This window comes from Phaeobacter sp. G2 (genome assembly GCA_025163595.1).
Classification (GTDB): Bacteria; Pseudomonadota; Alphaproteobacteria; order Rhodobacterales; family Rhodobacteraceae; genus Pseudophaeobacter.
Window position 1 is genome coordinate 945,052 of the sequence record CP104100.1, and the last position, 21,293, is coordinate 966,344.

18 protein-coding genes are annotated in these 21,293 nt (G+C 59.8%); 13 read left to right on the forward strand and 5 right to left on the reverse strand.

Features of this window, described 5'->3' with window-relative positions; genetic code table 11:
- Nucleotides 1–78 precede the first annotated feature (78 nt).
- From N1037_04665 to N1037_04700, 8 genes are all read left to right on the forward strand, one after another.
- Nucleotides 79–1,317: a Tm-1-like ATP-binding domain-containing protein gene (locus N1037_04665; protein ID UWS80329.1), complete on the forward strand. Its 1,239-nt coding sequence runs from the start codon at nucleotides 79–81 to the stop codon at nucleotides 1,315–1,317.
- 532 nt (nucleotides 1,318–1,849) lie between these two features.
- Nucleotides 1,850–3,937 (forward strand): FAD-dependent oxidoreductase, encoded by a 2,088-nt coding sequence (locus N1037_04670; GenBank protein UWS80330.1) that lies wholly within the window; start codon nucleotides 1,850–1,852, stop codon nucleotides 3,935–3,937.
- Between the two features lie 5 nt (nucleotides 3,938–3,942).
- Nucleotides 3,943–5,118, forward strand: coding sequence for an acetyl-CoA C-acyltransferase (locus N1037_04675; GenBank protein UWS80331.1), 1,176 nt, complete (start codon nucleotides 3,943–3,945; stop codon nucleotides 5,116–5,118).
- Between the two features lie 108 nt (nucleotides 5,119–5,226).
- A complete protein-coding gene (locus N1037_04680) occupies nucleotides 5,227–6,426 on the forward strand; it encodes an acyl-CoA dehydrogenase family protein (GenBank protein UWS80332.1) in 1,200 nt (399 codons plus the stop codon).
- A complete protein-coding gene (locus N1037_04685; protein UWS80333.1) occupies nucleotides 6,423–7,565 on the forward strand; it encodes an acyl-CoA dehydrogenase family protein in 1,143 nt (380 codons plus the stop codon). The genes N1037_04680 and N1037_04685 overlap by 4 nt, the downstream gene beginning before the upstream one ends.
- On the forward strand, nucleotides 7,546–8,013 hold the full coding sequence (locus N1037_04690; GenBank protein UWS80334.1) for a PaaI family thioesterase: 468 nt from the start codon (nucleotides 7,546–7,548) through the stop codon (nucleotides 8,011–8,013). The genes N1037_04685 and N1037_04690 overlap by 20 nt, the downstream gene beginning before the upstream one ends.
- Nucleotides 8,010–8,792, forward strand: a complete 783-nt coding sequence (locus N1037_04695; GenBank protein UWS80335.1) for an enoyl-CoA hydratase family protein — start codon at nucleotides 8,010–8,012, stop codon at nucleotides 8,790–8,792. The genes N1037_04690 and N1037_04695 overlap by 4 nt, the downstream gene beginning before the upstream one ends.
- 74 nt (nucleotides 8,793–8,866) lie before the next feature.
- Nucleotides 8,867–10,360: an acyl--CoA ligase gene (locus N1037_04700; protein ID UWS80336.1), complete on the forward strand. Its 1,494-nt coding sequence runs from the start codon at nucleotides 8,867–8,869 to the stop codon at nucleotides 10,358–10,360.
- Between the two features lie 62 nt (nucleotides 10,361–10,422).
- Here the strand turns inward: N1037_04700 and N1037_04705 are convergent, their stop codons facing one another.
- Together N1037_04705 and rpe are read right to left on the reverse strand one after the other, a co-directional pair.
- Entirely contained in the window at nucleotides 10,423–12,363 is a 1,941-nt protein-coding gene (locus N1037_04705) for a methyl-accepting chemotaxis protein (protein ID UWS80337.1), read from the reverse strand.
- A 388-nt stretch (nucleotides 12,364–12,751) separates the two neighbouring features.
- Nucleotides 12,752–13,441 (reverse strand): ribulose-phosphate 3-epimerase, encoded by a 690-nt coding sequence (gene rpe / locus N1037_04710; GenBank protein ID UWS80338.1) that lies wholly within the window; start codon nucleotides 13,439–13,441, stop codon nucleotides 12,752–12,754.
- 183 nt (nucleotides 13,442–13,624) lie between these two features.
- On the opposite strand from rpe, the gene phnC reads away from it, so the two are divergent.
- From phnC to N1037_04735, 5 genes are all read left to right on the forward strand, one after another.
- A complete protein-coding gene (gene phnC / locus N1037_04715) occupies nucleotides 13,625–14,437 on the forward strand; it encodes a phosphonate ABC transporter ATP-binding protein (GenBank protein ID UWS80339.1) in 813 nt (270 codons plus the stop codon).
- Nucleotides 14,438–14,507: 70 nt separating this feature from the next.
- The gene (phnD, locus tag N1037_04720) at nucleotides 14,508–15,410 is read left to right on the forward strand and encodes a phosphonate ABC transporter substrate-binding protein (GenBank protein UWS80340.1); all 903 of its coding nucleotides are present in this window, start codon (nucleotides 14,508–14,510) and stop codon (nucleotides 15,408–15,410) included.
- A gap of 117 nt (nucleotides 15,411–15,527) precedes the next feature.
- Entirely contained in the window at nucleotides 15,528–16,397 is an 870-nt protein-coding gene (phnE, locus tag N1037_04725) for a phosphonate ABC transporter, permease protein PhnE (protein ID UWS80341.1), read from the forward strand.
- A complete protein-coding gene (gene phnE / locus N1037_04730) occupies nucleotides 16,394–17,773 on the forward strand; it encodes a phosphonate ABC transporter, permease protein PhnE (GenBank protein UWS80342.1) in 1,380 nt (459 codons plus the stop codon). The genes phnE (N1037_04725) and phnE (N1037_04730) overlap by 4 nt, the downstream gene beginning before the upstream one ends.
- A gap of 78 nt (nucleotides 17,774–17,851) precedes the next feature.
- Nucleotides 17,852–18,466, forward strand: a complete 615-nt coding sequence (locus N1037_04735) for a chloramphenicol acetyltransferase (GenBank protein UWS80343.1) — start codon at nucleotides 17,852–17,854, stop codon at nucleotides 18,464–18,466.
- A 388-nt stretch (nucleotides 18,467–18,854) separates the two neighbouring features.
- On the opposite strand, the gene N1037_04740 is transcribed toward N1037_04735, so the two are convergent.
- From N1037_04740 to N1037_04750, 3 genes are read right to left on the reverse strand one after another with little or no spacing between them, the layout of a single operon-like run.
- Nucleotides 18,855–19,334: a DUF6505 family protein gene (locus N1037_04740; protein ID UWS81308.1), complete on the reverse strand. Its 480-nt coding sequence runs from the start codon at nucleotides 19,332–19,334 to the stop codon at nucleotides 18,855–18,857.
- Between the two features lie 2 nt (nucleotides 19,335–19,336).
- Nucleotides 19,337–20,038, reverse strand: a complete 702-nt coding sequence (locus N1037_04745; protein ID UWS80344.1) for a DUF4444 domain-containing protein — start codon at nucleotides 20,036–20,038, stop codon at nucleotides 19,337–19,339.
- On the reverse strand, nucleotides 20,035–21,102 hold the full coding sequence (locus tag N1037_04750; GenBank protein UWS80345.1) for an Mrp/NBP35 family ATP-binding protein: 1,068 nt from the start codon (nucleotides 21,100–21,102) through the stop codon (nucleotides 20,035–20,037). Before N1037_04750 ends, N1037_04745 begins: the two co-directional genes overlap by 4 nt.
- Nucleotides 21,103–21,293 lie beyond the last annotated feature (191 nt).

Sequence of the window (21,293 nt, forward strand, 5' to 3'; positions counted from 1 at the left end):
GTGCAAAACCTGTGGCCTCCGGCGGAGGTATTTGGAGTAAGATGAAAGCGGGGGCGCCTTGGGCGTTGGGAGGGTGAGATGGTGGCTGTAAAAACAATTCTGGTCGCAGGGACCTATGATACCAAAGATGATGAGCTGCATTATCTGGCGGAGATTATTCATGGCCAGGGCGGTCGGGTCTTGTCGATGGACGTGAGCGTCCTGGGGGATCCCAGCCGGCCTACAGATGTCAGCAAGCATCAAGTGGCCGAGGCAGGGGGCAGCTCAATTGAGGCGGCAATTGGCGCGGGTGATGAGAATACCGCGATGCAGATCATGGGCAGCGGTGCGGCGGCTAAGGCGTTGGAACTGTACCGTGCGGGAAGCATTCACGGGGTTGTGGTCTTGGGGGGGACTATGGGGACGGATCTGGCGCTGGATCTCTGCGCTGCCCTGCCCCTGGGGGTGCCCAAATATGTGGTCTCTACGGTTGCGTTTTCGCCGCTCCTGCCGCCGGAGCGGATCCCGGCGGATGTGCAGATGATTCTCTGGTCAGGCGGTCTTTATGGATTGAATTCGATCTGCAAGGCGGCGCTGAGCCAGGCTGCCGGGGCGGTCTTGGGGGCGGCGCGCGCTGTCGAAGCGCCGCGCCGGGAGCGGCCGTTGATTGGCATGACCTCCTTTGGGAAAACGGTACTGCGTTACATGGTGACGTTGAAACCTGCATTGGAGGCCCGAGGCTTTGAGGTGGCGGTCTTTCATGCCACCGGTATGGGGGGGCGCGCCTTTGAAAGCCTGTCCCGTGAGGGGGCTTTTGCGGCGGTAATGGATTTTGCGCCACAGGAGGTTTCTAACCACATGTTTGGCGGGCTCTCGGCGGGGGCGGACCGGCTGACCAATGCAGGCCAGTCGGGTACTCCGCAATTGGTGGCTCCGGGCTGTTACGATCTGGTGGATTTTGTCGGATGGCAGGCCGTTCCCCCGCAGATTGAGGGGCGTCCGACCCATGCGCATAACCGGCTGTTGTCTTCTGCGGTGCTCGAACCGGGGGAGCGTCGCGCTGTGGCGAAGAGCCTGTGCGATAAGCTGTCGCAGGCGCAAGCTCCGGTGGCGTTTGTGCTGCCAAACCAGGGCTGTAACGAATGGGATCGTCCGGGCGGCGAACTGCATGATGCTGAGGGGCTTGCGGCTTTTTGTGATGAGATCCGCAGCCTCTGTCCTGACACCGTGGCGCTGCATGAGCTGGATTGCCACATCAACGATGCGGCATTTTGTGACCGGGTGTTGGAGATCTTTGACGGGTGGATGGCAAGCGGCCTGGTGCGCGCGACGGCGTAGGGTGGGCAGGACTGGCTGACGGAGTCGCCCGAACTGGCCATCTGAGCTGGCCATCTGAACGGGCCCATCTGAACTCCTGTCTGAACTGGACAGAGACGATTTTTGCGCGGGCGGAGCTGTGGCAACGGGCTTTAGAATGTTGCCTGGCGTGGCCCTGACAGTCGCAGGGGCATCGGCGGAAAAGGCAAGGAGGGCATCTGTTTAGAGCAGCTGTCCTTTTTCTGTTGGCGGCCTGGATTTCTCCGCAGTGCAGCATTTCCCCAGCGTCGCGCAGGTTTATTGCTTGATCACCGCGATGCTCTTGCCTAATGTGCCTGCAATTCTGTGGAACTAGGTTCTGCATAGTGGAATTTTTGCACAAGCCGCTCCACCTCCAAGTTGTAGCGGGTGAGCCGGGGTCGTGACGCAGGGTTCTGGATCGCGGTATCGAGCCGGGGCTGGCATGGGGACTTGGCTTGTGCTGAGAATGAAAAAGGACTTAGGGCTAGACCGGACGATTGTTTGGTAGACCTAAAGAGGAGAGGAAATTCGAATGACAGATGCCATCGCATACGAGCGCATTGGGGAAATTGCGGTTCTGAAAGCGCAGAATCCTCCGGTGAACGCGCTGGGCTTTGATATTCGCGAAGGCCTGCTGGCTGGGATCGAACGGGCTGAAAAGGACGGTGTAAAAGCGGTTTTGATCTATGGTGATGGCCGCACCTATTTTGCCGGGGCTGACATTACTGAATTTGGCAAACCCCCACGCGGCATCTTTTTGCCCGACCTCTGCGCACGCATCGAGGCCTCTCCTTTGGTGGTGGTCTCTGCGCTGCACGGGACCGCTTTGGGCGGCGGGCTGGAGGTTGCATTGGCCTCGCATTACCGCATTGCAGTTCCATCGGCGCGGGTGGGTCTGCCCGAAGTGTTGATTGGGGTGATGCCCGGTGCCGGTGGTACCCAGCGTCTGCCACGTTTGATCGGTGTTGAGGCCTCTGTGGATGTCATCACCTCGGGTCGTCAGGTTGGTGCCAAAGAAGCGCTGGCACTGGGTATTCTGGATCGCATCGAAGAGGGTGAGCCGCGCGAGATCGGTCTGGCCTATACCCAGGAATTGCTTGATAGCGGCGCCACCCGTCGCCCCGTGAGCGAAATGCCAGCACCAGAGGCGGTTGATTTCGATGCGCTCTATGACAAGGTTCTGAAAAAGGGCCGTGGCCTGCTGGCGCCTGCGGTTGCGGTGCGCGGTATTCAGGCCTGCTGTGAGCTGCCTTTTGACGCGGGCATGAAGCGCGAGCGCGAATTGTTCATGGAGCTGATGGATACCGATCAGCGTCAGGGCATGATCCATGCTTTCTTCTCGGAGCGCGCTGTCAGCAAGCTGCCTGAGCTGAAAGGCATTGCCCCCCGTGCGCTTGCTTCGATTGGCGTGATCGGTGGTGGCACCATGGGGGCAGGTATTGCTACCGCAGCACTGCTTGCCGGCCTTCCGGTGGTGATGCTGGAGATGAGCGACGAGGCGGCAGAGGCCGCAAAAGGCCGCATCGCGGGCAATTTGCAGGGCGCTTTGAAGCGCGGCAAGATTTCCGAGGCGCAATTCACCCAGCTCACCGAAGAGGCGCTGACCCTGGCCACCGACTATGACGCCTTGAGCGATGTGGATCTGGTGATCGAGGCGGTCTTTGAAGAGATGAGCGTCAAGAAAGTGGTGTTTGGCAAGCTGGATGCGGTCTGCAAGAAAGGCGCGATCCTCGCCTCCAACACCTCTTATCTGGATGTGAATGAAATTGCCGCCTGCACCTCGCGTCCTGAGGATGTGATCGGGCTGCACTTCTTCTCGCCCGCGCATGTGATGAAGCTGCTGGAAATTGTTGTGGCAGACAAGACTGCACTGGACGTGGTTGCCACTGGCTTTGCCCTGGGGCAGCGGCTGAAAAAGATCTCGGTGCGCGCTGGCGTTTGCGATGGCTTTATCGGCAACCGCATTTTGGCCACCTATCGCAAGGCGGCTGACCATATGGTGCTGGATGGGGCCTCGCCCTATCAGATCGACAAGGCGCTGACTGATTTTGGCTTTGCCATGGGGCCCTTTGCCGTGGCGGATCTGGCTGGGCTCGACATTGGTTGGGCGGTGCGCAAACGCAAACGGGCCGAAGGCATGGACCCGCGCGATCGTGACAGCGAATATATGGATAAGGTCTGCGAAGCTGGCAACTTTGGCCAAAAGACCGGCAAGGGCTATTACATCTATGAGGCCGGTAAGCGCGGCGGCACGCCAAACCCAGAAGTCACCGATCTGATTGCGGCGGAACGGGCGGCAAAGGGCATCACGCCCCGGGCCTTTACCGACGACGAAATTGTCACTCGTTATATGGCGGCGATGGTCAATGAGGCCGCCAAGGTTGTGGGCGAAGGCATCGCCCGCCGCCCGCTGGATGTCGATATGACCCTGCTGTTTGGCTATGGCTTCCCGCGTTACCGGGGTGGGCCGCTGAAATGGGCCGATATGGAAGGCTTGGACAAGGTTCTGGCCACGATCAAAAATGGTGCGCAGGAAGATGACTATTTCTGGGAGCCTGCGCCCCTGCTCGAAAAACTAGTGGCTGAAGGCCGCTCCTTTGATGATCTCAACAAGGAATAAAGCAAATGAAACAAGTCGTTATTGTCTCGGCCGCCCGTACCGGGTTGGCTAAGTCCTTCCGGGGATCCTTCAACATGACCCATGGGGCCACCATGGGGGGGGCCGCGGTTGAGGCCGCCATGGCACGCGCCGGGATCGAGGGCGCGGAAATCGAAGACTGCATCATGGGCTGTGGCGCTCCCGAAGGGGAAACCGGATCCAACATCGCGCGTCAGATCGCCCTGCGTGCAGGCCTGCCGGTAACCGTATCGGGCATGACCGTGAACCGGTTCTGCTCGTCCGGTTTGCAGACCATCGCGCTGGCGGCTCAGCAGATTATTTGCGAAGGCGCCGGTCCCATGGTGGCCGGCGGGGTCGAAAGCATCTCGATGGTGCAACCAAAGGTGCGCGCGGCTCCTGAGGCCTGGCTGCAGGAACACAAGCCCGCTGTCTATATGACCATGATCGAGACCGCCGATATCGTGGCGCAGCGCTATGGTATCAGCCGCGAAGAGCAGGATGCTTATGGTCTGCGCAGCCAGCAGCGCATCGCTGCGGCGCAGGAGGCAGGTCTTTTTGCCGATGAGATCGTGCCAATGACCACCACCATGGCGGTCAAGGACAAGGAAACCGGCGAAATCTCGATGAAAGAGGCGCTGGTGGATCGGGACGAATGCAACCGCCCCACCACCACGCTGGATGGTCTGGGCAGCTTGGCGCCGGTTCGCGGTGACGGCAACTTTGTCACCGCAGGCAACGCCAGCCAGCTGTCTGATGGTGCCGCTGCGGTGGTCCTGATGGACTCCAAAGAGGCCGAGAAGCGCGGGCTCGAGGCCATGGGCGCCTTTAAAGGCTTTGCGGTTGCAGGCTGTGAGCCAGACGAGATGGGAATTGGTCCGGTCTTTGCTGTGCCACGTCTGCTGGAGCGCCACGGCCTGACCGTGGACGACATCGACATCTGGGAGCTGAACGAAGCCTTCGCCAGCCAGGCGCTCTATTGCCGCAATCGCCTGGGCATTGATGACGAGAAATGCAACGTCAACGGCGGCTCGATCGCCATTGGCCACCCCTTTGGCATGACCGGTGCGCGGATGACCGGCCATATCCTGCGTGAAGGCAAACGTCGCGGGGCCAAACTGGGCGTTGTCACCATGTGTGTGGGTGGCGGCATGGGTGCCGCAGGCCTGTTTGAGATCTACTGATCTAAAGCGTTTAATCTAGCAAAGGAGCGCCCATATGCCCCATCGAGGGCCATATGGGCGCGCCCCGGCCTGCGGGCCGGGGGGCGGCTTTCTGGGAGGAAGCACCAAATGGATCTGAATTACTCAGTTGAAGAGCAGGCGTTTCGCGCCGAAGTGCAAGAGTTTCTGGCACAGAAATTGCCAAAGGAAATGTCTGACGCCATTCGCGTCGGGCGTGAGCTTGGCAAAGAAGGCCATGAGAAATGGCATGGTATCCTGAACGACCAGGGCTGGCTGGCGCCGAACTGGCCCAAGGAATTTGGCGGCTGCGAGTGGAACGCGGTACAGCGCCATATCTTTGAGGAAGAATGCTGCCGCGCCAATGCGCCCCGCATCGTGCCTTTTGGCTTGGCGATGCTGGCGCCGGTGTTGCAGAAGTTTGGCTCCAAGGAACAGCAAGATCACTATCTGCCCCGCATTCTGTCTGGCGAAGACTGGTGGTGTCAGGGCTATTCCGAGCCCGGTGCCGGATCGGATCTGGCCAGCCTGAAGACCCGCGCTGTGCGTGAGGGGGACCACTATGTGGTCAACGGCCAGAAAACCTGGACCACCCTGGGCCAATACGCCAATTGGATTTTCTGTCTGGTGCGCACGGATCCGGATGCGAAACAGCAATCCGGGATCTCTTTCCTGCTGATCGACATGGACACACCCGGTATCGAAGTACGTCCGATTATCCTGCTGGATGGCACCCACGAAGTGAACGAAGTCTGGTTTACGGACGTCAAAGTTCCGGTGGAAAATCTGGTGGGTGAGGAAAACAAAGGCTGGACCTATGCCAAATATCTGCTGACCCATGAGCGGACCAATATCGCCGGTGTTGGCTTTAGCAGTGCTGGCCTGGAGGCGGTGAAACGCATGGCTCGCAGCCAGATGCATCGCGGCCGGCCTCTGAGTGAGAACCCGCATTTTGCCGCCCGTGTGGCGCGGGCCGAGATTGATCTGATGGCCATGTCCACCACCAACCTGCGGATCATTTCGCGCGCCGCCTCTGGTCAGGCGCCAGGGGTTGAAAGCTCGATGCTAAAGGTGAAGGGCACAGAAATCCGTCAGGAAATCAACGACCTGGCACGTCGCGCAGCGGGTGCCTATGCGATGCCATTTGTTTCGGAGGCGCTGGAAGGCGGCAATGAGCCCGACATGGGGCCGGAAGGCAGCGCCGCTGCCGCTCCGCAGTATTTCAACAATCGCAAACTTTCGATCTTTGGGGGCTCCAACGAGGTCCAGAAGAACATCATTGCCAAAGTCAAACTGGGAGGCGGGGCATGAACTTTGATCTGACAGAAGAACGTCAAATGCTGCAGGACAGCCTGCGTCGGTTCCTGCGGGACAACCAGGACGGGCTGCGCGCCAGCACGCGTTTGGGGGATGCAGAAAACGCTCTCGGGTTTGATGCCGGGATCTGGGGCAAACTGGCTGAGCTGGGCGTCATCGGTGCCCTGTTCAGCGAAGAAGACGGCGGTTTTGCCGGCGCGGGTTTTGACCTCACCACCGTGTTTGAAGAGCTGGGGCGCGCCGGTGCGGTAGAGCCGCTGCTGGACACAGCCATTCTGGGCGGTGGCTTGATCGCGGCCCTGGGCAATGAGACACAAAAAGAACTGGTGGAGCAGGTGATTGGTGGCGAATTGCACCTGGCCCTGGCCCATGGTGAACCCAACAGCCGCTATGATCTGGCGCAGGTGGAAACCACCGCAAAGGTTGAGGGCGACGACATCGTTCTCACCGGGCGCAAGGCCGTTGTGATCAATGCTGAAGCCGCCGACTACCTGATTGTCTCGGCGCGCGAGTCCGGTGCTGCCGCAGACGAGGAGGGGATCTCTTTGTTCCTGGTGCCACGTGACAGCGCTGGCCTGTCGCTGCGCGGCTATGCGCTGCTGGCCGGTGGCCGGGCGGCTGAGGTCGATATCGACGGGTTGCGTCTTTCTGCGGATGCGCGACTGGGCGCAGCGGGCTCTGCTTATGGGGCGCTGAAACGGGCAAGCAACCGCGCCGAGGTGGCGCTGGCTGCCGAAACGCTGGGCGCGATGGAAGCGGCAACCGAGTTGACGCGGGAATACCTGCTGACACGGCAACAGTTTGGGCGGCCAATTGGCACGTTCCAGGCCTTGCAACACCGGATGGCCACCCTGCTGATCGAGCTGGAACAGGCCCGCTCTGCGGTGATCAATGCTGCGGGGTACCTGGACTCTTCTGCTGCAGAACAGGCCTTGCAGATTTCAGCGGCACGCAACCTGATTGGCCGCGCCGGCCGTTTGGTCGCTGAGGAAAGCATTCAGCTGCATGGTGGTATTGCCATGACCGAAGAGTATGAGCTGGCCCATATCGCCAAGCGCATCGTGATGGCGGACCACCGGTTTGGTGACACCGATACTCAGCTGGAGCGTTTTATTGACCAAAGCGCGGCCTGAGGCAGATCAAGCTGAAACGGGCCAGTGTGACGCTGGCCCGTCAGAAACCGACCTGACTTTTCAGATCGAAGACCCGGGCGTTCAGCAACTGGTGGGGTACAAAACGACAATCGACCGGCGGGATGGGTCCTGCCGGGTGACTTTGGATTTGCAGCCACCTCACCTGAACCGCCATGGCATCCTGCACGGCGGTATCGTTGCGACGGTTCTTGACGTGGTCTGCGGCAATACCGCCTCGCAGTTTTTTGACCCTGAAAACCATGCCGCTCTGGTCACTGTATCGCTGACGCTGTCCTATGTGGCGGCGGTGCGTCAGGGGCGGATTACCGCCACGGCACGTGTCACCGGCGGTGGCGCCTCCATTGCGCATCTCTTGGGCGAACTGCACGACGAGGAAGGTCGGCTTTTGGCCTCTGCAACGGGCGTGTTCAAAAGGATTCGCAAATGACTGTTTTGGCCCGACTGGAAGACCAGGGCGATCGCGCTGTTGTGGTGAACATGAATGCCACCCGTCGCGGCGCCCTGTCGCCAGATCTCTATGCTGCGATCAATGACGCGGTGGCCCTGGCGCAAGAGCCGCGCATTCGCGCCATTTTGCTGACATCCGAAGGCGGCTTTTTCTGTGCGGGCGGGGATCTGAACGTCTTGATCGAACGGCGCACCCTGACTGAGGCGCAGCGGCGCGACAAGGTGGATGAGCTGCACGGGATGATCCGGGGGCTGCGCGCAGCCCCGGTGCCGGTGATTGCCGCCGTTGAGGGTGGCGCCGCAGGCGCTGGCCTGTCGCTGGCCCTGGCGGCGGATCTCATCGTAGCTGAGGCAGGCATCAAGTTCACCGCGGCCTATGTCAAGGCGGGGCTGGTGCCGGATGGGGGCCTGACCTCTGCTTTGGCACGCATGCTGCCGCGTCCGCTGGCAATGGAGATGTGCCTATTGGCACGTCCGGTGACGGCGGAACGGATGCAGGCGCTGGGGGCGGTGAACTTGGTGGTGCCCGGCGATCAGGTTCTGGCCTCGGCACAGGCGCTGGCAGATACTCTGGCCAAGGGACCACCTCAGGCACAACGGATGATCCGTCACATGATGTCTGAGGCCTATGAGACCAGCGAGTCAGCGCAGCTGGACCGCGAGCGCAACGCTATGGCAGAGGCGGCTGGCGCAGCCGAGGCTGGCGAGGGGATTGCGGCATTTTTGGAAAAACGCGCGCCGGAATTTGGCGCGACATAGCCCTGGGCTGGAACTGCTGTGCGGCAGGACAGGGCGGAAGACACACAAACAATAACAGGTGGGGAGCTGCGGTGATGAAGTACTGGCATGATCTATTGGCAGCGCAGGCAAAGGCGCGTCCTGAGGCTGCAGGATTTTCCGACAGTGTCGGCGTGAGCTGGAGTTATGGGGCGCTGGCAACGGCTGTGGCAGAGCTGTCACAGGTGATCACGCAGGCGGGCGTTCGGCCCGGCGACCGGGTGGTGGTGCTGGCAGAAAACTGCTGTGCGGTGGTGGCGGCGCTTTTGGCAAGCTCTCAATGTGGCGCCGTGGCGGTTCCGGTGAATGCCCGGATGAGCAGCGGAGAAGTGGACCGTATCCTGGATCATGCCCGCCCTGTGGTGGTGTTGATCTCGACCCAGATCGAAGGCAGTGCGCAGACCCATGCAACCCGATTGGGTGCAGAGGAAATTACCGGCTCTTTTGGCGCAATGCATATGGCCTGCCCTTACCCAAGTTCTGGCGATGCGCCCGCAGATGCTGCTGTGCTGCTCTATACCACGGGCACCACTGGCGCCCCCAAAGGCGTGATGCTGACCCATAAGAACCTGCTTTATGGTGGCAAGGCCTCTGCAGAGCTGCGCGATATGGTGCCGGGGGATGTGATTTATGGGGTTTTGCCGATGACCCATGTTTTTGGTCTGGCATCAGTGATGACAGCCTCGCTTTATATCGGCGCGGAGGTTTTGCTGGAGGCGCGGTTCTCGGCTGAAAAGCTCTATCAGGCACTGCGTCGGGGGGTGACCCGGTTGTCGGCGGTGCCGCAGATGCATGCTCTGGTGATGCAATTTGCCAAGGAACAGGGGCTGGACCGGCTTGATAGTCCGGTGTTGCAATATGTGTCCTCCGGGGCGGCGCCGCTCGACCCGGATTGGAAGCGACGGGCCGAGGCCTTTTATGGTGTGGCCCTGCAAAACGGCTATGGCATGACAGAAGCCACGGCCGGGGTGTGCGCCACCAAGAACAGCAGCCCCGGAAATCCGGATATCTCGGTTGGGCCGCCCCTGCCTGGTGTCGAGGTGCGCATTGATGAAAGCGTTGCGGGTGGCGGCGAGGGCATCGGCGAGGTGCTGATACGCGGTGATAATGTAATGCTGGGGTACTACCGCAATCCGGAAGAGACGGCGCTGGTGCTGGATCAGGACGGCTGGCTGCGCAGTGGCGATCTGGGACGGCTGGACGCCCAGGGTTTTTTGCATATCGAGGGTCGCTCGAAAGAGTTGATCATCCATGGTGGCTTCAATGTATTCCCACCAGAGGTCGAAGCCGCGTTGAATGCCCATCCGCAAGTGGTGCAATCCGCAGTGGTCGGGCGGCGCGGCAAGGGCGATGAGGAGGTTCTGGCCTTTGTGCAGGTTTCACAAGACGACCAGCCTGATGTGGCCGACCTGATGCAATTCGTGCGGGGGCAGCTGGCTGGATACAAATGCCCGGCGCAGATCGTTTTGACAGAAGCCCTGCCGGCGGCGCCTACCGGGAAAATTCTGAAACATAAGCTGTTGGAGCATTTTGCCCAGCAGCTTCGGTAATGTCGCGCGACGGCTTTAAAAGGAAAGGCGAGGGGCATTGCCCTCGCCTTTGATCATGGTGGTTAGAAGTCTTGCCATTTACCGTCGTCGCTGTCGGTCGGCCCATTGACCTGTTGTTGCATCACCTCTTCCCCCCAGTCCAGATAGTCATGGGCAATGACGGGTTCTGCGGTTGCAGCCTTGGCCAGCGGTGGTTTGGCAGTTCGCGGCGCGCCCAGGGTCTGAAACCCAGCAACCACTTCGGTGAGTTTGAGCGCGTCTGCCTTGAGCAGATGGCCCGCTGCGGTGGATTCTTCAACCATGGCGGCGTTTTGCTGGGTCACCTGATCCAGCTGGGTGACGCCAATGTTGATCTCGGCCAGGCCGGTGGATTGCTCAACCGCGCCTTCGGTAATACCGGAGACCAGCTCGGAAATCTCGTTGACCCGCCCGACAATGGAATTGAGCGCCTGGCCTGCTTTGCCAACCAGATCAACGCCGCGGCCAACCTGTTCGGCGCTGGAGCCAATCAGCGCTTTGATCTCCATCGCCGCCTCAGAGGAGCGCTGCGCCAGCCCCCGGACCTCGGCGGCAACCACTGCAAAGCCCCGTCCGGCTTCGCCAGCGCGGGCGGCTTCAACCCCTGCATTCAGCGCCAATAGGTTGGTCTGAAAGGCGATGTCATCAATCACGGTGATAATCTGGCCGATATGGCTGGAGGAGTCGGAAATCTCTGTCATGGCGGCGACGGCATTGGCGACCACTTCACCGCTGCTACGGGCCTCATTCTTGGCCTCATCCATTGTTGCCTCGACACTGCGGGCCCCATCAGCTGCCGCCTTGACCGAGGCGGTCATCTGGTCCAGCGCTGCAGCGGTCTGTTCCAGGGTTGCTGCCTGGCTTTCGGTGCGGTGTGACAGATCATCAGAGGCCTGGCTGATTTCGGTGGCGCCATTGCCGATGGATTCCGAGGCTTCGATCACCTGAGCAACAGTGACCGAGAGGGTATCAATGGTCTGGTTGAAGTTCTGGCGGAGTTTTTCATGGGCCCCGGAAAACTCTACGGAAATGGGCTGGGAAAAATCACCGCGCGATAGCCTGACCAGCCCGGAGCTGAGATGCTGTACTACATCGTGTTGTTCCTGTTGCAGCGCGGCGCGGCGTTCTTCGCCGACGCGGGCCTGTTGCAGGTCGGTTTGCAATTCGACCAGCGCCTTGCCGATCTTGCCGATTTCATCCCTGCGGTTTGCCGATGCGACCTCGGTCTCCAGGTCGCCGGAAGACACCGCAGCAATGTCTGTGCAAACCCGCTCAATTGGCCGGATTACCGAGCGGGCAACCGAAATGCAGACCGCAAGAAGAACGGCACTCATCACAGCCAAACCGATGAGTATGTTTCGCGACAAGGCCTGTGTATTGGCCAGTATGGGATCAAGATTTCTGCGGACTTCGATGACGCCGCGCAGATCGCCCAGCTGCCAGTCGGTTTTGGGCGAGCCTGCCACCGTGTTGTGACAGGCGACACAGACTTCCGAGGTCATCTGATCGGCAACCGCCACTCGCAGAAAGGTGCTGCCATTGACCACTTCGGTCTGTTCAATACTGCGCGCGGGGTCGTTTGACAGGGCGTCCCAAGCCTCCTCCATGAAAGCGTCTGATGGGCGGTCGGCCCGATTTTCAAAGGGAAAGGGACTGTAAAGGGAGAAATTGATCTGTTCCCCAGCAATCAGTTCGCTGACGTCGTGCACCATTGTGGCTGGCAGAGGAATGACGTTTGGGTCGTTTTGGTGATCAATTCCCAAAGACAGGTTGCCGGAGGCCTTTGCGTCGCTCACCACGAATTTTGTATAGTAGCTGCGCAGTGTCTTGACCTGGCCTGCGGTTTCAACAGCGGCCTCGGTTGCAGCTGAAATTGCATTATTGCGCATGGCGGAGGGAAGGAGCAGCCCCGCGAGCAGAAGACCCAGGCACAGGCACAGGGGGATGGGCACAACCAACTTGAACAAGAGAGAGTCTTTATTCACCTAAACGAACCTTCTATTCTCTAGGGTGCTTCCAGCGGAGCAACCGGTATTCGGCGGTTGCAAAACAGACGGCGAAACACTGCCAAACCTTAAACGACAGGTTCAAGGTGACTTGATTCGGTTAATTTTCCTGAAAATTGAATTTGTATTGCCACGACCCTCCTGCAACCAGGGGGGGAGGCCGGTGCAGACGCGCAAACGCTGGGGCGACCCGGGGCCTGTCACAGGGGCAGGTTAGCCTGCGATCTTCAAGCCGGTTTTGCTAAATCAAAAAGAGCGGCCCAAAAGGACCGCTCTGATACCGTAAACAACAGACCAAGGGCAACGATGTCCGGTGCCACAAAGCTGGGACTGCGTCACATGTGGTCTCTTGTCCTGCGCGGTGCGGTCAGGCCCAGTGACCCTCGGCTGCGGCGCGGATTAGACGCATGTTTTCGCCATAGACCTCGGGGTTAGACACCGAGCCGCCCTTGAACACAGCCGAGCCTGCAACCAGAACATCAGCGCCGGCCTCAACAACCAGTGGCGCGGTCTTGGGGTCTACGCCGCCGTCGATTTCGATATGTACCGGGCGGTCACCGATCATCTGGCGCAATTGACGAACCTTGGCCGTCATGTCGATGAATTTCTGCCCACCAAATCCTGGGTTTACCGTCATCACACAGATCAGGTCGGTGATATCCAGCAGATGGGCAACCGCTTCGGCGGGGGTGCCGGGGTTCAGCGCCACACCTGCTTTCATGCCTGCGGCACGGATCGCCTGCAGGGTGCGGTGGATATGCGGACCTGCCTCGATATGGGCGGTGAGCACATCGGCACCAGCATCGGCGTAGGCGTCGATATAGGCATCGACCGGAGAGATCATCAGATGCACATCCATCACGGTTTTTACATGCGGGCGGAAGGCTTTGACCGCCATGGGGCCAAAGGTGAGGTTGGGCACAAAATGGCCATCCATCACATCCACATGCACCCAGTCAGCGCCCTGGGCCTCGATGGCCTGAATTTCCTGGCCAAAATTGGCAAAGTCAGCAGAGAGGATCGAGGGGGCAATCTTGATCTTGCGGTCAAAGGACATCGGGCGGTTTCCTTTTGGAAAGACAATAGAGGAGTGTTCAGCCGCCATATAGCTGCTTGCTGGCGCTCTGCACAGGGGCTGTTTGCCGAGTCAAATCAATGACATTTACAAAAGCTTCATTCCTTTGACACAAATCGTTTGAGTGCCAGCCTTAGTCAATGCCCGAAACGAGAGGGACCGACTGTGCTGCGCATCGATAAATTGACGAAACGTTTTGGTGACAAGATTGCGGTGGATGCCGCGACATTGGACATCGACAAACCTTGCATGATCGGGGTGATCGGGCGGTCAGGTGCCGGCAAATCGACCCTGTTGCGGATGATCAACCGCCTGTCCGATGCCAGCGAAGGCCGCATCCTGTTTGAAGACCGCGAAATTACCGGCCTGCGGGGGAATGCGAAGCGCGCCTGGCAGTCGGACTGCGCGATGATCTTTCAGCAGTTCAATCTGGTGCCTCGTATGGATGTGGTCTCCAACGTGCTGCACGGCACGCTCAATCGCCGCTCCACCTTTGCCACCATGTTCAATCTGTTCCCGATGGATGACATCCACCGGGCGATCGACATTCTGGACCGTCTCGGCATCGCCGAACATGCCGCCAAACGGGCCGAAGCCCTGTCTGGGGGGCAACAACAACGTGTCGCCATTGCTCGTGCGCTGATGCAAGACCCCAAGATCATTCTGGCGGATGAGCCGATTGCCTCGCTGGATCCGATGAACGCACAGACCGTGATGGAGGCGCTGCGCCGCATCCATGAAGAAGACGGACGCACGGTGATTGCTAACCTGCACACGCTGGATACGGCACGGCGCTACTGCGACCGGGTCATCGGTATGCGCGATGGGCGCATCGTCTTTGACGGGCTGCCGGAACAGCTGACCACAGGTGTCGCCCGTGAGATCTATGGCGCTGATGCCAGTTTCTCGGAAGCGGCGACCTCGACCGAGATCGACACCCTGGATGCCACCATCCGGGCTGAGATGGCGCAAGCCTGAACAACCGAACCATCCAATTTCATCACCCGTACCCGATGGGGGGGCGGGAAAACTTAACCGGAGAAAAAAGATGAAAAAACTGCTGCTGGCCGCTCTGGCCTCGACTGCCCTGACCACACCCGTCATGGCCGAAGAAATCACTCAGTTCCGCATTGGTCTCCTGGGCGGCGAGAACGCTCAGGACCGTTTGAACAACAACGAATGCCTGCGCGCCAAAACCGAAGAGCTGCTGGGTGTTGAAACCAAGCTGTTTGCCCCTGCCGACTATAACGGTGTTATCCAGGGTCTGCTGGGCGGCACCCTCGACATGGCGTGGCTGGGTGCCTCCGGTTATGCAAAAACTTACCTGTCCGACCCGGAAGCGGTTGAGCCAATCCTGGTTAAAGTCAACGAGGACGGCGGCTACGGCTACTACTCGGTAGGCTTTGCGCGCGCCGACAGCGGCATCACCTCGCTGGAAGACATGCAGGGCAAAGTTTTTGGCTTTGGCGACCCTAACTCGACCTCAGGCTTCCTGATCCCGTCGATCGAGATCCCTGAAATCACCGGTGCCACCATGACTTCGGGCGATTACTTTGGCGAAGTCAAATTCTCCGGCGGTCACGAGCAGACCATCGTTGGCGTCAACAATGGCGATTTTGACGGCGGTGTGACCTGGGCTGACGGTCTGGGCAACTGGGAAGACGGCTACAACTCTGGCGCCCTGCGTCGCGCTGTGGATGCAGGCCTGGTTGACATGAACGACCTGGTTCAGATCTGGCAGTCCAAGCCAATCCCAGAAGGTCCAATCGTTCTGCGCAAAGACCTGCCAGAAGACGTCAAAGTCAAATTCACCGCCCTGATGGCCTCGCTGCCCTCAATGGATCCTGAGTGCGCCTATGGTGTGCTCTCCGGTGAGGCCAAAGGCGTTATGCCAATCGGTCACGACGCCTACCAGGCAATCATCGAAGCCCGCAAGCTGAAGTCCAACTAAGACTTCCACGTGGTTCTTTCTTCGGGGTCCGGGCAGCAATGTCCGGACCCCGTTTCCCAGTGATCGACCGGCCCGGAGCGGCCCTGGATCACAGTTTCCCAAATCAGGACGGCAACGATGGCAGATCTGACCGCAGCGCCCCTAACGACGGCCGATATTCGCGCCCAATATGGCGAGATGACCCGGCGCAAGCGTCTTTATGGCGGCATAATTTTGGTGGTGTTTGTCGCCTTGATGATGGCAGGGTTCCGTACTGCTGACGGCCGCAATGCTGGCTCGTTTTATGACGGTATCACCCATGTTTTTGACTACCCGAACGAAGTTCTGGCGGAAGCCAGCGAGAAAGTTACAGAGCTTCCCGGTCATCTGGTCAACTTTTTTCCAGCCCTGATCGAGACGCTGAATATCGCCGCTGCCTCTACCCTTGTGGGGCTGGTCTTTGGCACCCTGTTGTCGCTGTTGTCGACCCGTGGCATGGCGCCCTGGCCGCGCCTTATCCCGTTGTTTCGCCGGATCATGGATATCTGTCGCGCCATTCCTGAAATTGTCATCGCCCTGGTCCTGATTTTCCTGCTTGGTGGCGGGCCGGTGCCTGCGATGATTGCCATTGCAATCCACACCGCTGGCGCCCTGGGCAAGCTGTTCTCCGAAGTGAATGAAAACGCCTCGCTGAAACCTGTCGAGGGGCTTGAATCCGTTGGCAGCAGCTGGGGGCAGCGCATGTGGCTGGGCGTCATCCCGCAGGTGGGGCCAAACTATGTGAGCTACGCCCTGTTGCGGTTTGAAATCAACATTCGCGCCTCGGCCATTCTGGGTTTTGTCGGCGCTGGCGGCATTGGCTACGAGCTGAAAAACGCCATGTCCTGGGGCCAGGGCCGCTACGATGAGGCCGCCGCCATTTTCCTGTTGTTGTTTATCACCATCGTCGTGGTCGATCAGATCTCGAGCGGCATGCGTGACCGTTTGATCCATGGAGCCAAGGCATGACCATTCTAGAGGCCGACCTGACCCCCGCGACATTGAAACAGGACATGGACCGCCTGTTTTTCAAAAAGAAACTGCTGAATTTTGCCGTGCCCGCCCTGATCCTGGTCTATATGGGGTATGTCTTTGTGGCCTTTGACATGGCAGGTCTGTGGCAGCGGGTCAGCTGGCAGAACGCCCAGACCCTGGTGAGCGACACCTATAGTTACAAAACCCATGTGACGCGGGACAACCGCGATGGCTCGGTCTCGGTGGCCATTGAGGGCGAACGCAAAGGTGCCTATCCCGAAGGTGACAGCCCAGCCTGGGTTTCTCTGGGTGAGACCGCAGGGGTTGAGACTGCGATTGACCTGGAAAACGGTCATCTGGTGCGCTTTGGTGCTGAAAGCATTGAATATGACATTCCGGGCTATGGTCTGGTCCGCGCGACCCCGACCCGCGCCAAAGGTGTCCAGGCAGAATTGCCCGCTGGCGATGTGCCAGACTGGATCAGTGTGTCCAAGAACCGTCTGGCGATCAAAACCGATGCCGGTCGCCTCACTGTCACCCGCAACCGCGCTGAGGTCTTTCGGTATTTCAACGGCTGGGAGCTGTTCTTTTTCACTCTCGACAGCCCCTATCATGGGCTGAGCATAGGCGAGGTGCTGACCCGCGCGGCAACAGGCGAAGCCGGGGCAATCCTGAATGATTTCTGGAACAACAAGATGTGGCGCCATAGGGATGTTGCCTGGGCCATCGCCGAGACACTGCTGATGGCCTTCCTCGGCACCATTGGTGCGGGTATCATTGCCCTGCCGTTGGCCTTTATTGCCGCGCGCAACTTCTCGCCCTTTGGCCCGCTCAGGTTTGTTGCACGCCGGTTCTTTGACTTTTTGCGCGGCGTGGACTCGCTGATCTGGACCGTGGTCCTGGCACGCGCCTTTGGCCCTGGTCCTTTGACGGGTGCCCTGGCCATTCTGGTGACGGATACCGGCACCTTCGGCAAGATTTTTTCGGAAGCCCTGGAAAATGTCGATGAGAAACAGATCGAAGGCATTGCCTCCACTGGGGCAAAACCGGCGCAGCGCTATCGTTTTGGAGTGATCCCGCAGATCACTCCGGTGCTGCTGAGCCAGCTGTTGTATTTCCTGGAATCCAACACCCGCTCTGCCACCATCATTGGGGCAATTACCGGGGGCGGTATCGGCTTGCTGCTGACCCAGGCGATCATCACCCAAAAGGACTGGGAAGAAGTGGCCTATTACATCGTGCTGATCATCCTGATGGTGATGATGATGGATTGGCTCTCTGGCTGGCTACGCCGTCGTCTGATCAAGGGCGAGGGGGGCAAGACCAAGCGCAAGGCACGCGCTGATGGCAAGGCCTTCCTGCTGCCCTAAAGCGAGAGACCCCGTCTTGACGTAACACCCCTTGCCATTCCATCGGAGTGGCAAGGGCCAATATTGGAAAGTGCCCCGATGCCGAAACTCTCCTCAGAGACCCCGTTTATTCACCCCGAGTGCCAGATCAGCGACAGTCGTTTTGGTGCCTATGTTGAGATTGGCGCAGGCAGTCGCGTGGCCAATAGTGATATTGGCGACTATTCCTATTGTGACCGTAACTGCGATATCGCCAATGCGCAGGTGGGGAAATTCTCCAATATTGCCAGCGCCACCCGGATCGGGGCCACGGATCATCCGATGGAAAAGGCCTCGCTGCACCACTTCCATTATCGGTCTGCATCGTATTGGGATGATGTCACCGATGATGCGGATTGGTTTGCCCATCGCGCCAGTCGGCGGGCGCAGATTGGCCATGATACCTGGATTGGCCATGGTGCTTTGATCAAGCCAGAGGTGACCATTGGTCATGGGGCTGTTGTTGCTTCCGGCTCGGTGGTGACCAAGGATGTGGCGCCGTATACGATTGTTGGTGGCAACACGGCGCGGCTGATCCGGCGTCGCTATCCAGCGCTGGTGGCTGATCAAATGATGCAGCTGGCCTGGTGGGACTGGGACCACGCCCGCCTGCGCACTTGCCTGCCAGATTTCCGTAAGCTCACCGCAGAGGCTTTTCTGGAAAAATATGCCTGAGGGCTGCGCCGGTTTTTTGGCAAACCCGTGTCGCGCAGATATCTCCTGCTAAACGGACCAAGGGGGGGCTCCCGCCCCCGCAGGGGCAGCTGGCTTTGCCAGCGACCCCTTGGCGGCCTTGGGCCCGGCGCCGCTACGCGGCGCAAAAAAACAAGATCTGCTGAGAGGTCCTTAAGGGGCAGGTTTGCCCCGCAAGGACCCTATCTATTTTATTGGATCAGAGACACCTCAAGGGTAAACCCTGCCTTTTGGCAGGGCCGCGTTGCGGCCCTTGATCTGTCTCTTCTGAAAAAAAAGAGTTCGGCGCCGCGTCAGCGGCGCTGGGCCCAACGGGAGAAGATCCTGCAAGGATCTATCGACGGGCGGGAGAGCTGCCTTGCGGGGGAGGTCAGTCTTCCGGGGTGACATGAATGGCGAACTGTTCGAGCCCTGCTGATTGCGACTCGATGCTGCGGAAGCTCTCTCTCACACCGGCGTCGCTGAGCTCGCGTGCGACGGTGAGCAGCGTGTTGGGCGGGTTTTCAGCGCAGAGATCGCGCATTTGTGTCAGCTCTTCAGTGGCCACAGGGCGGGCGCTGGCAAGATCCGGGGCGCCATAGAAGTCTACAAAATGCTGAGCCAGAACATCAGTCAGCTCCTCCAGCTCAGCCTCCTCAATCTGGGTAACGGCGACAAAGGTCACCCGGCCAGAGGTTTCCAGCCCAAGCCAGCCATTGGCAAAGGCCTGGCGTTGTTTGCCGGTCAGGTCGTCCTCTACCCAGTTGGAGAATTCAAAGCCGCCGGAAATACACCATTCCCCAGTGCGGGCCGGATTGGCAAAGACATTCTGATCGCTCTCGTCAAAATGGATGGCGCGGGCGAGATACATCATCAAGTCTCCAGTTGTGTGGTCAGAGGAATAAGCCGGGTTGTGTCGGCATCGCGCAGCAGCATGCCAAAGTCTTCATCGACGCCGAGGAAGGTACCGGAGACGCCATTCAACTGCGTCTCTTCGCCAACCCCATGGGCCAGCCCGCGCCATTCGGCATGCAGGGGCGCTAGCCCGTCTTGCTCCCAGCGGTTGATCCAATGCAGAGCATGGCGCGCCCAGCTTTCAACCAGAGCCGGGGCCTGCACATCAGCGCAGCCCTCGGCATAAAGCGCGGTTTGGTCGGGGGTTTCTCCGGTGTCATCGCGACCCGGCCACAGGGGCATTTCCAGCCCCACCACCAGCCAGTCTGGTATGGTGTCCGGCTCATCGCTGCTGGCAGCGATGCGCAGTCTGCCACAACGACCGCCGTTGATGCGCAGACCTCCGCCCCATTCCAGATGCACCGCGACCTCGGGCGGGGCCAGTGCTCCCAGAGCGTTCTGCAAGCCGATCCCACATGTGGGCAACATGGCCATGGCCTTGTGCAGGGGCACCTCTGGGGCAAAAACCAGGGCGGCCCGCAGCAGGTCCGCGCCCAGATTATAGGTCACCAATCCCGCGTCACAGCCCAGGATCGCCCGCTGGCAGGCGGTTTCAAATGGGTCTTCCTGTCCGGTCAGTGCGTGGCCAGACATCAAGGGCGGGAAGGAGAGCTGGCTCATGCGGCGCCGCGCTCCACCAGGGCCGCTGCAACGTCGATAAAGGCTTTTGCCTGGGCGCTGTCGGGTTTGGCAGCCACGATGGGCGCGCCGCTGTCTGCGGCCAGACGGACGTCCAGGTGCAGCGGGATTTCTGCCAGCAGCGGCACGTTCAGCTTGGCCGCTTCAGCTGCCACACCACCGTGACCAAAGACATGTTCCTCGTGGCCGCAGTTGGAGCAGATATGGGTCGACATGTTTTCAATCATGCCCAGGATCGGCACGTTCAGCTTGTTGAACATATCAATGCCTTTGCGGGCATCAATCAGCGCCACGTCCTGCGGGGTGGAGACGATAACAGCGCCATCCACCTGGGCCTTTTGCGCCAGGGTCATCTGCACATCGCCGGTGCCCGGCGGCAGATCAACAATCAGCACATCCAAAGCGCCCCATTGTACCTGCATCATCATCTGCTGCAGCGCCCCCATCAGCATCGGCCCGCGCCAGACCACCGCCTGATCGTCATTGGTCATCAGGCCAATGGACATCATGGTGACGCCGTGATTGCGCAGCGGCAGGATGGTTTTGCCGTCGGGGCTGGCGGGGCGGCCAGAGACGCCCAGCATCCGGGGTTGCGAGGGGCCATAGACATCAGCGTCCAGCAAGCCAACACGGCGTCCCTGAGCGGCCAGCGCGCAGGCGAGATTGGCAGAGACGGTGGATTTTCCCACGCCACCCTTGCCCGAGGCCACCGCGAGAATGCGATCTACACCGGGGATCTTTTGTGGCCCCTGCGGCGTGGCTGGTTTTGACGGCTTCAAATCCGGGGGCGGCGCCTTGGCAGCATGGCCGGTCAGCATCACCGAGACCTTTTCCGCGCCATCAAGGTCTTTGACAACGGCCTCAGCCTGATCCCGGACCGGGCCATAAAGCTCTGATTTAGCAGGGTCGATTTCCAACACAAACAACACGGTTCCTGCCTCAACAGACAGGCCGCGTGTGATGCCTGCGGCGACAATGTCCTGGCCGCTGACGGGGTCGGAAATGTTCTTTAGCGCCGCGAGGACGGATTCTCGGGTTATGGACACGCGGGACTTGCTCCTTTGATGGTGGCCCGGCAGGGGGCTCTGGCTGTCTGGCTATGGGAGGCCAAGCTGGCTTTGCCTGCTCGGGTCTCTTTCATTTTGTTTTATCTATCTGACTTGCAGCTTTGTTGCATCCGCCAACTGCGCTGGGGAGTGAAATTGCTGTAGCCTCTCCTGGTTCCAACGGACGGACC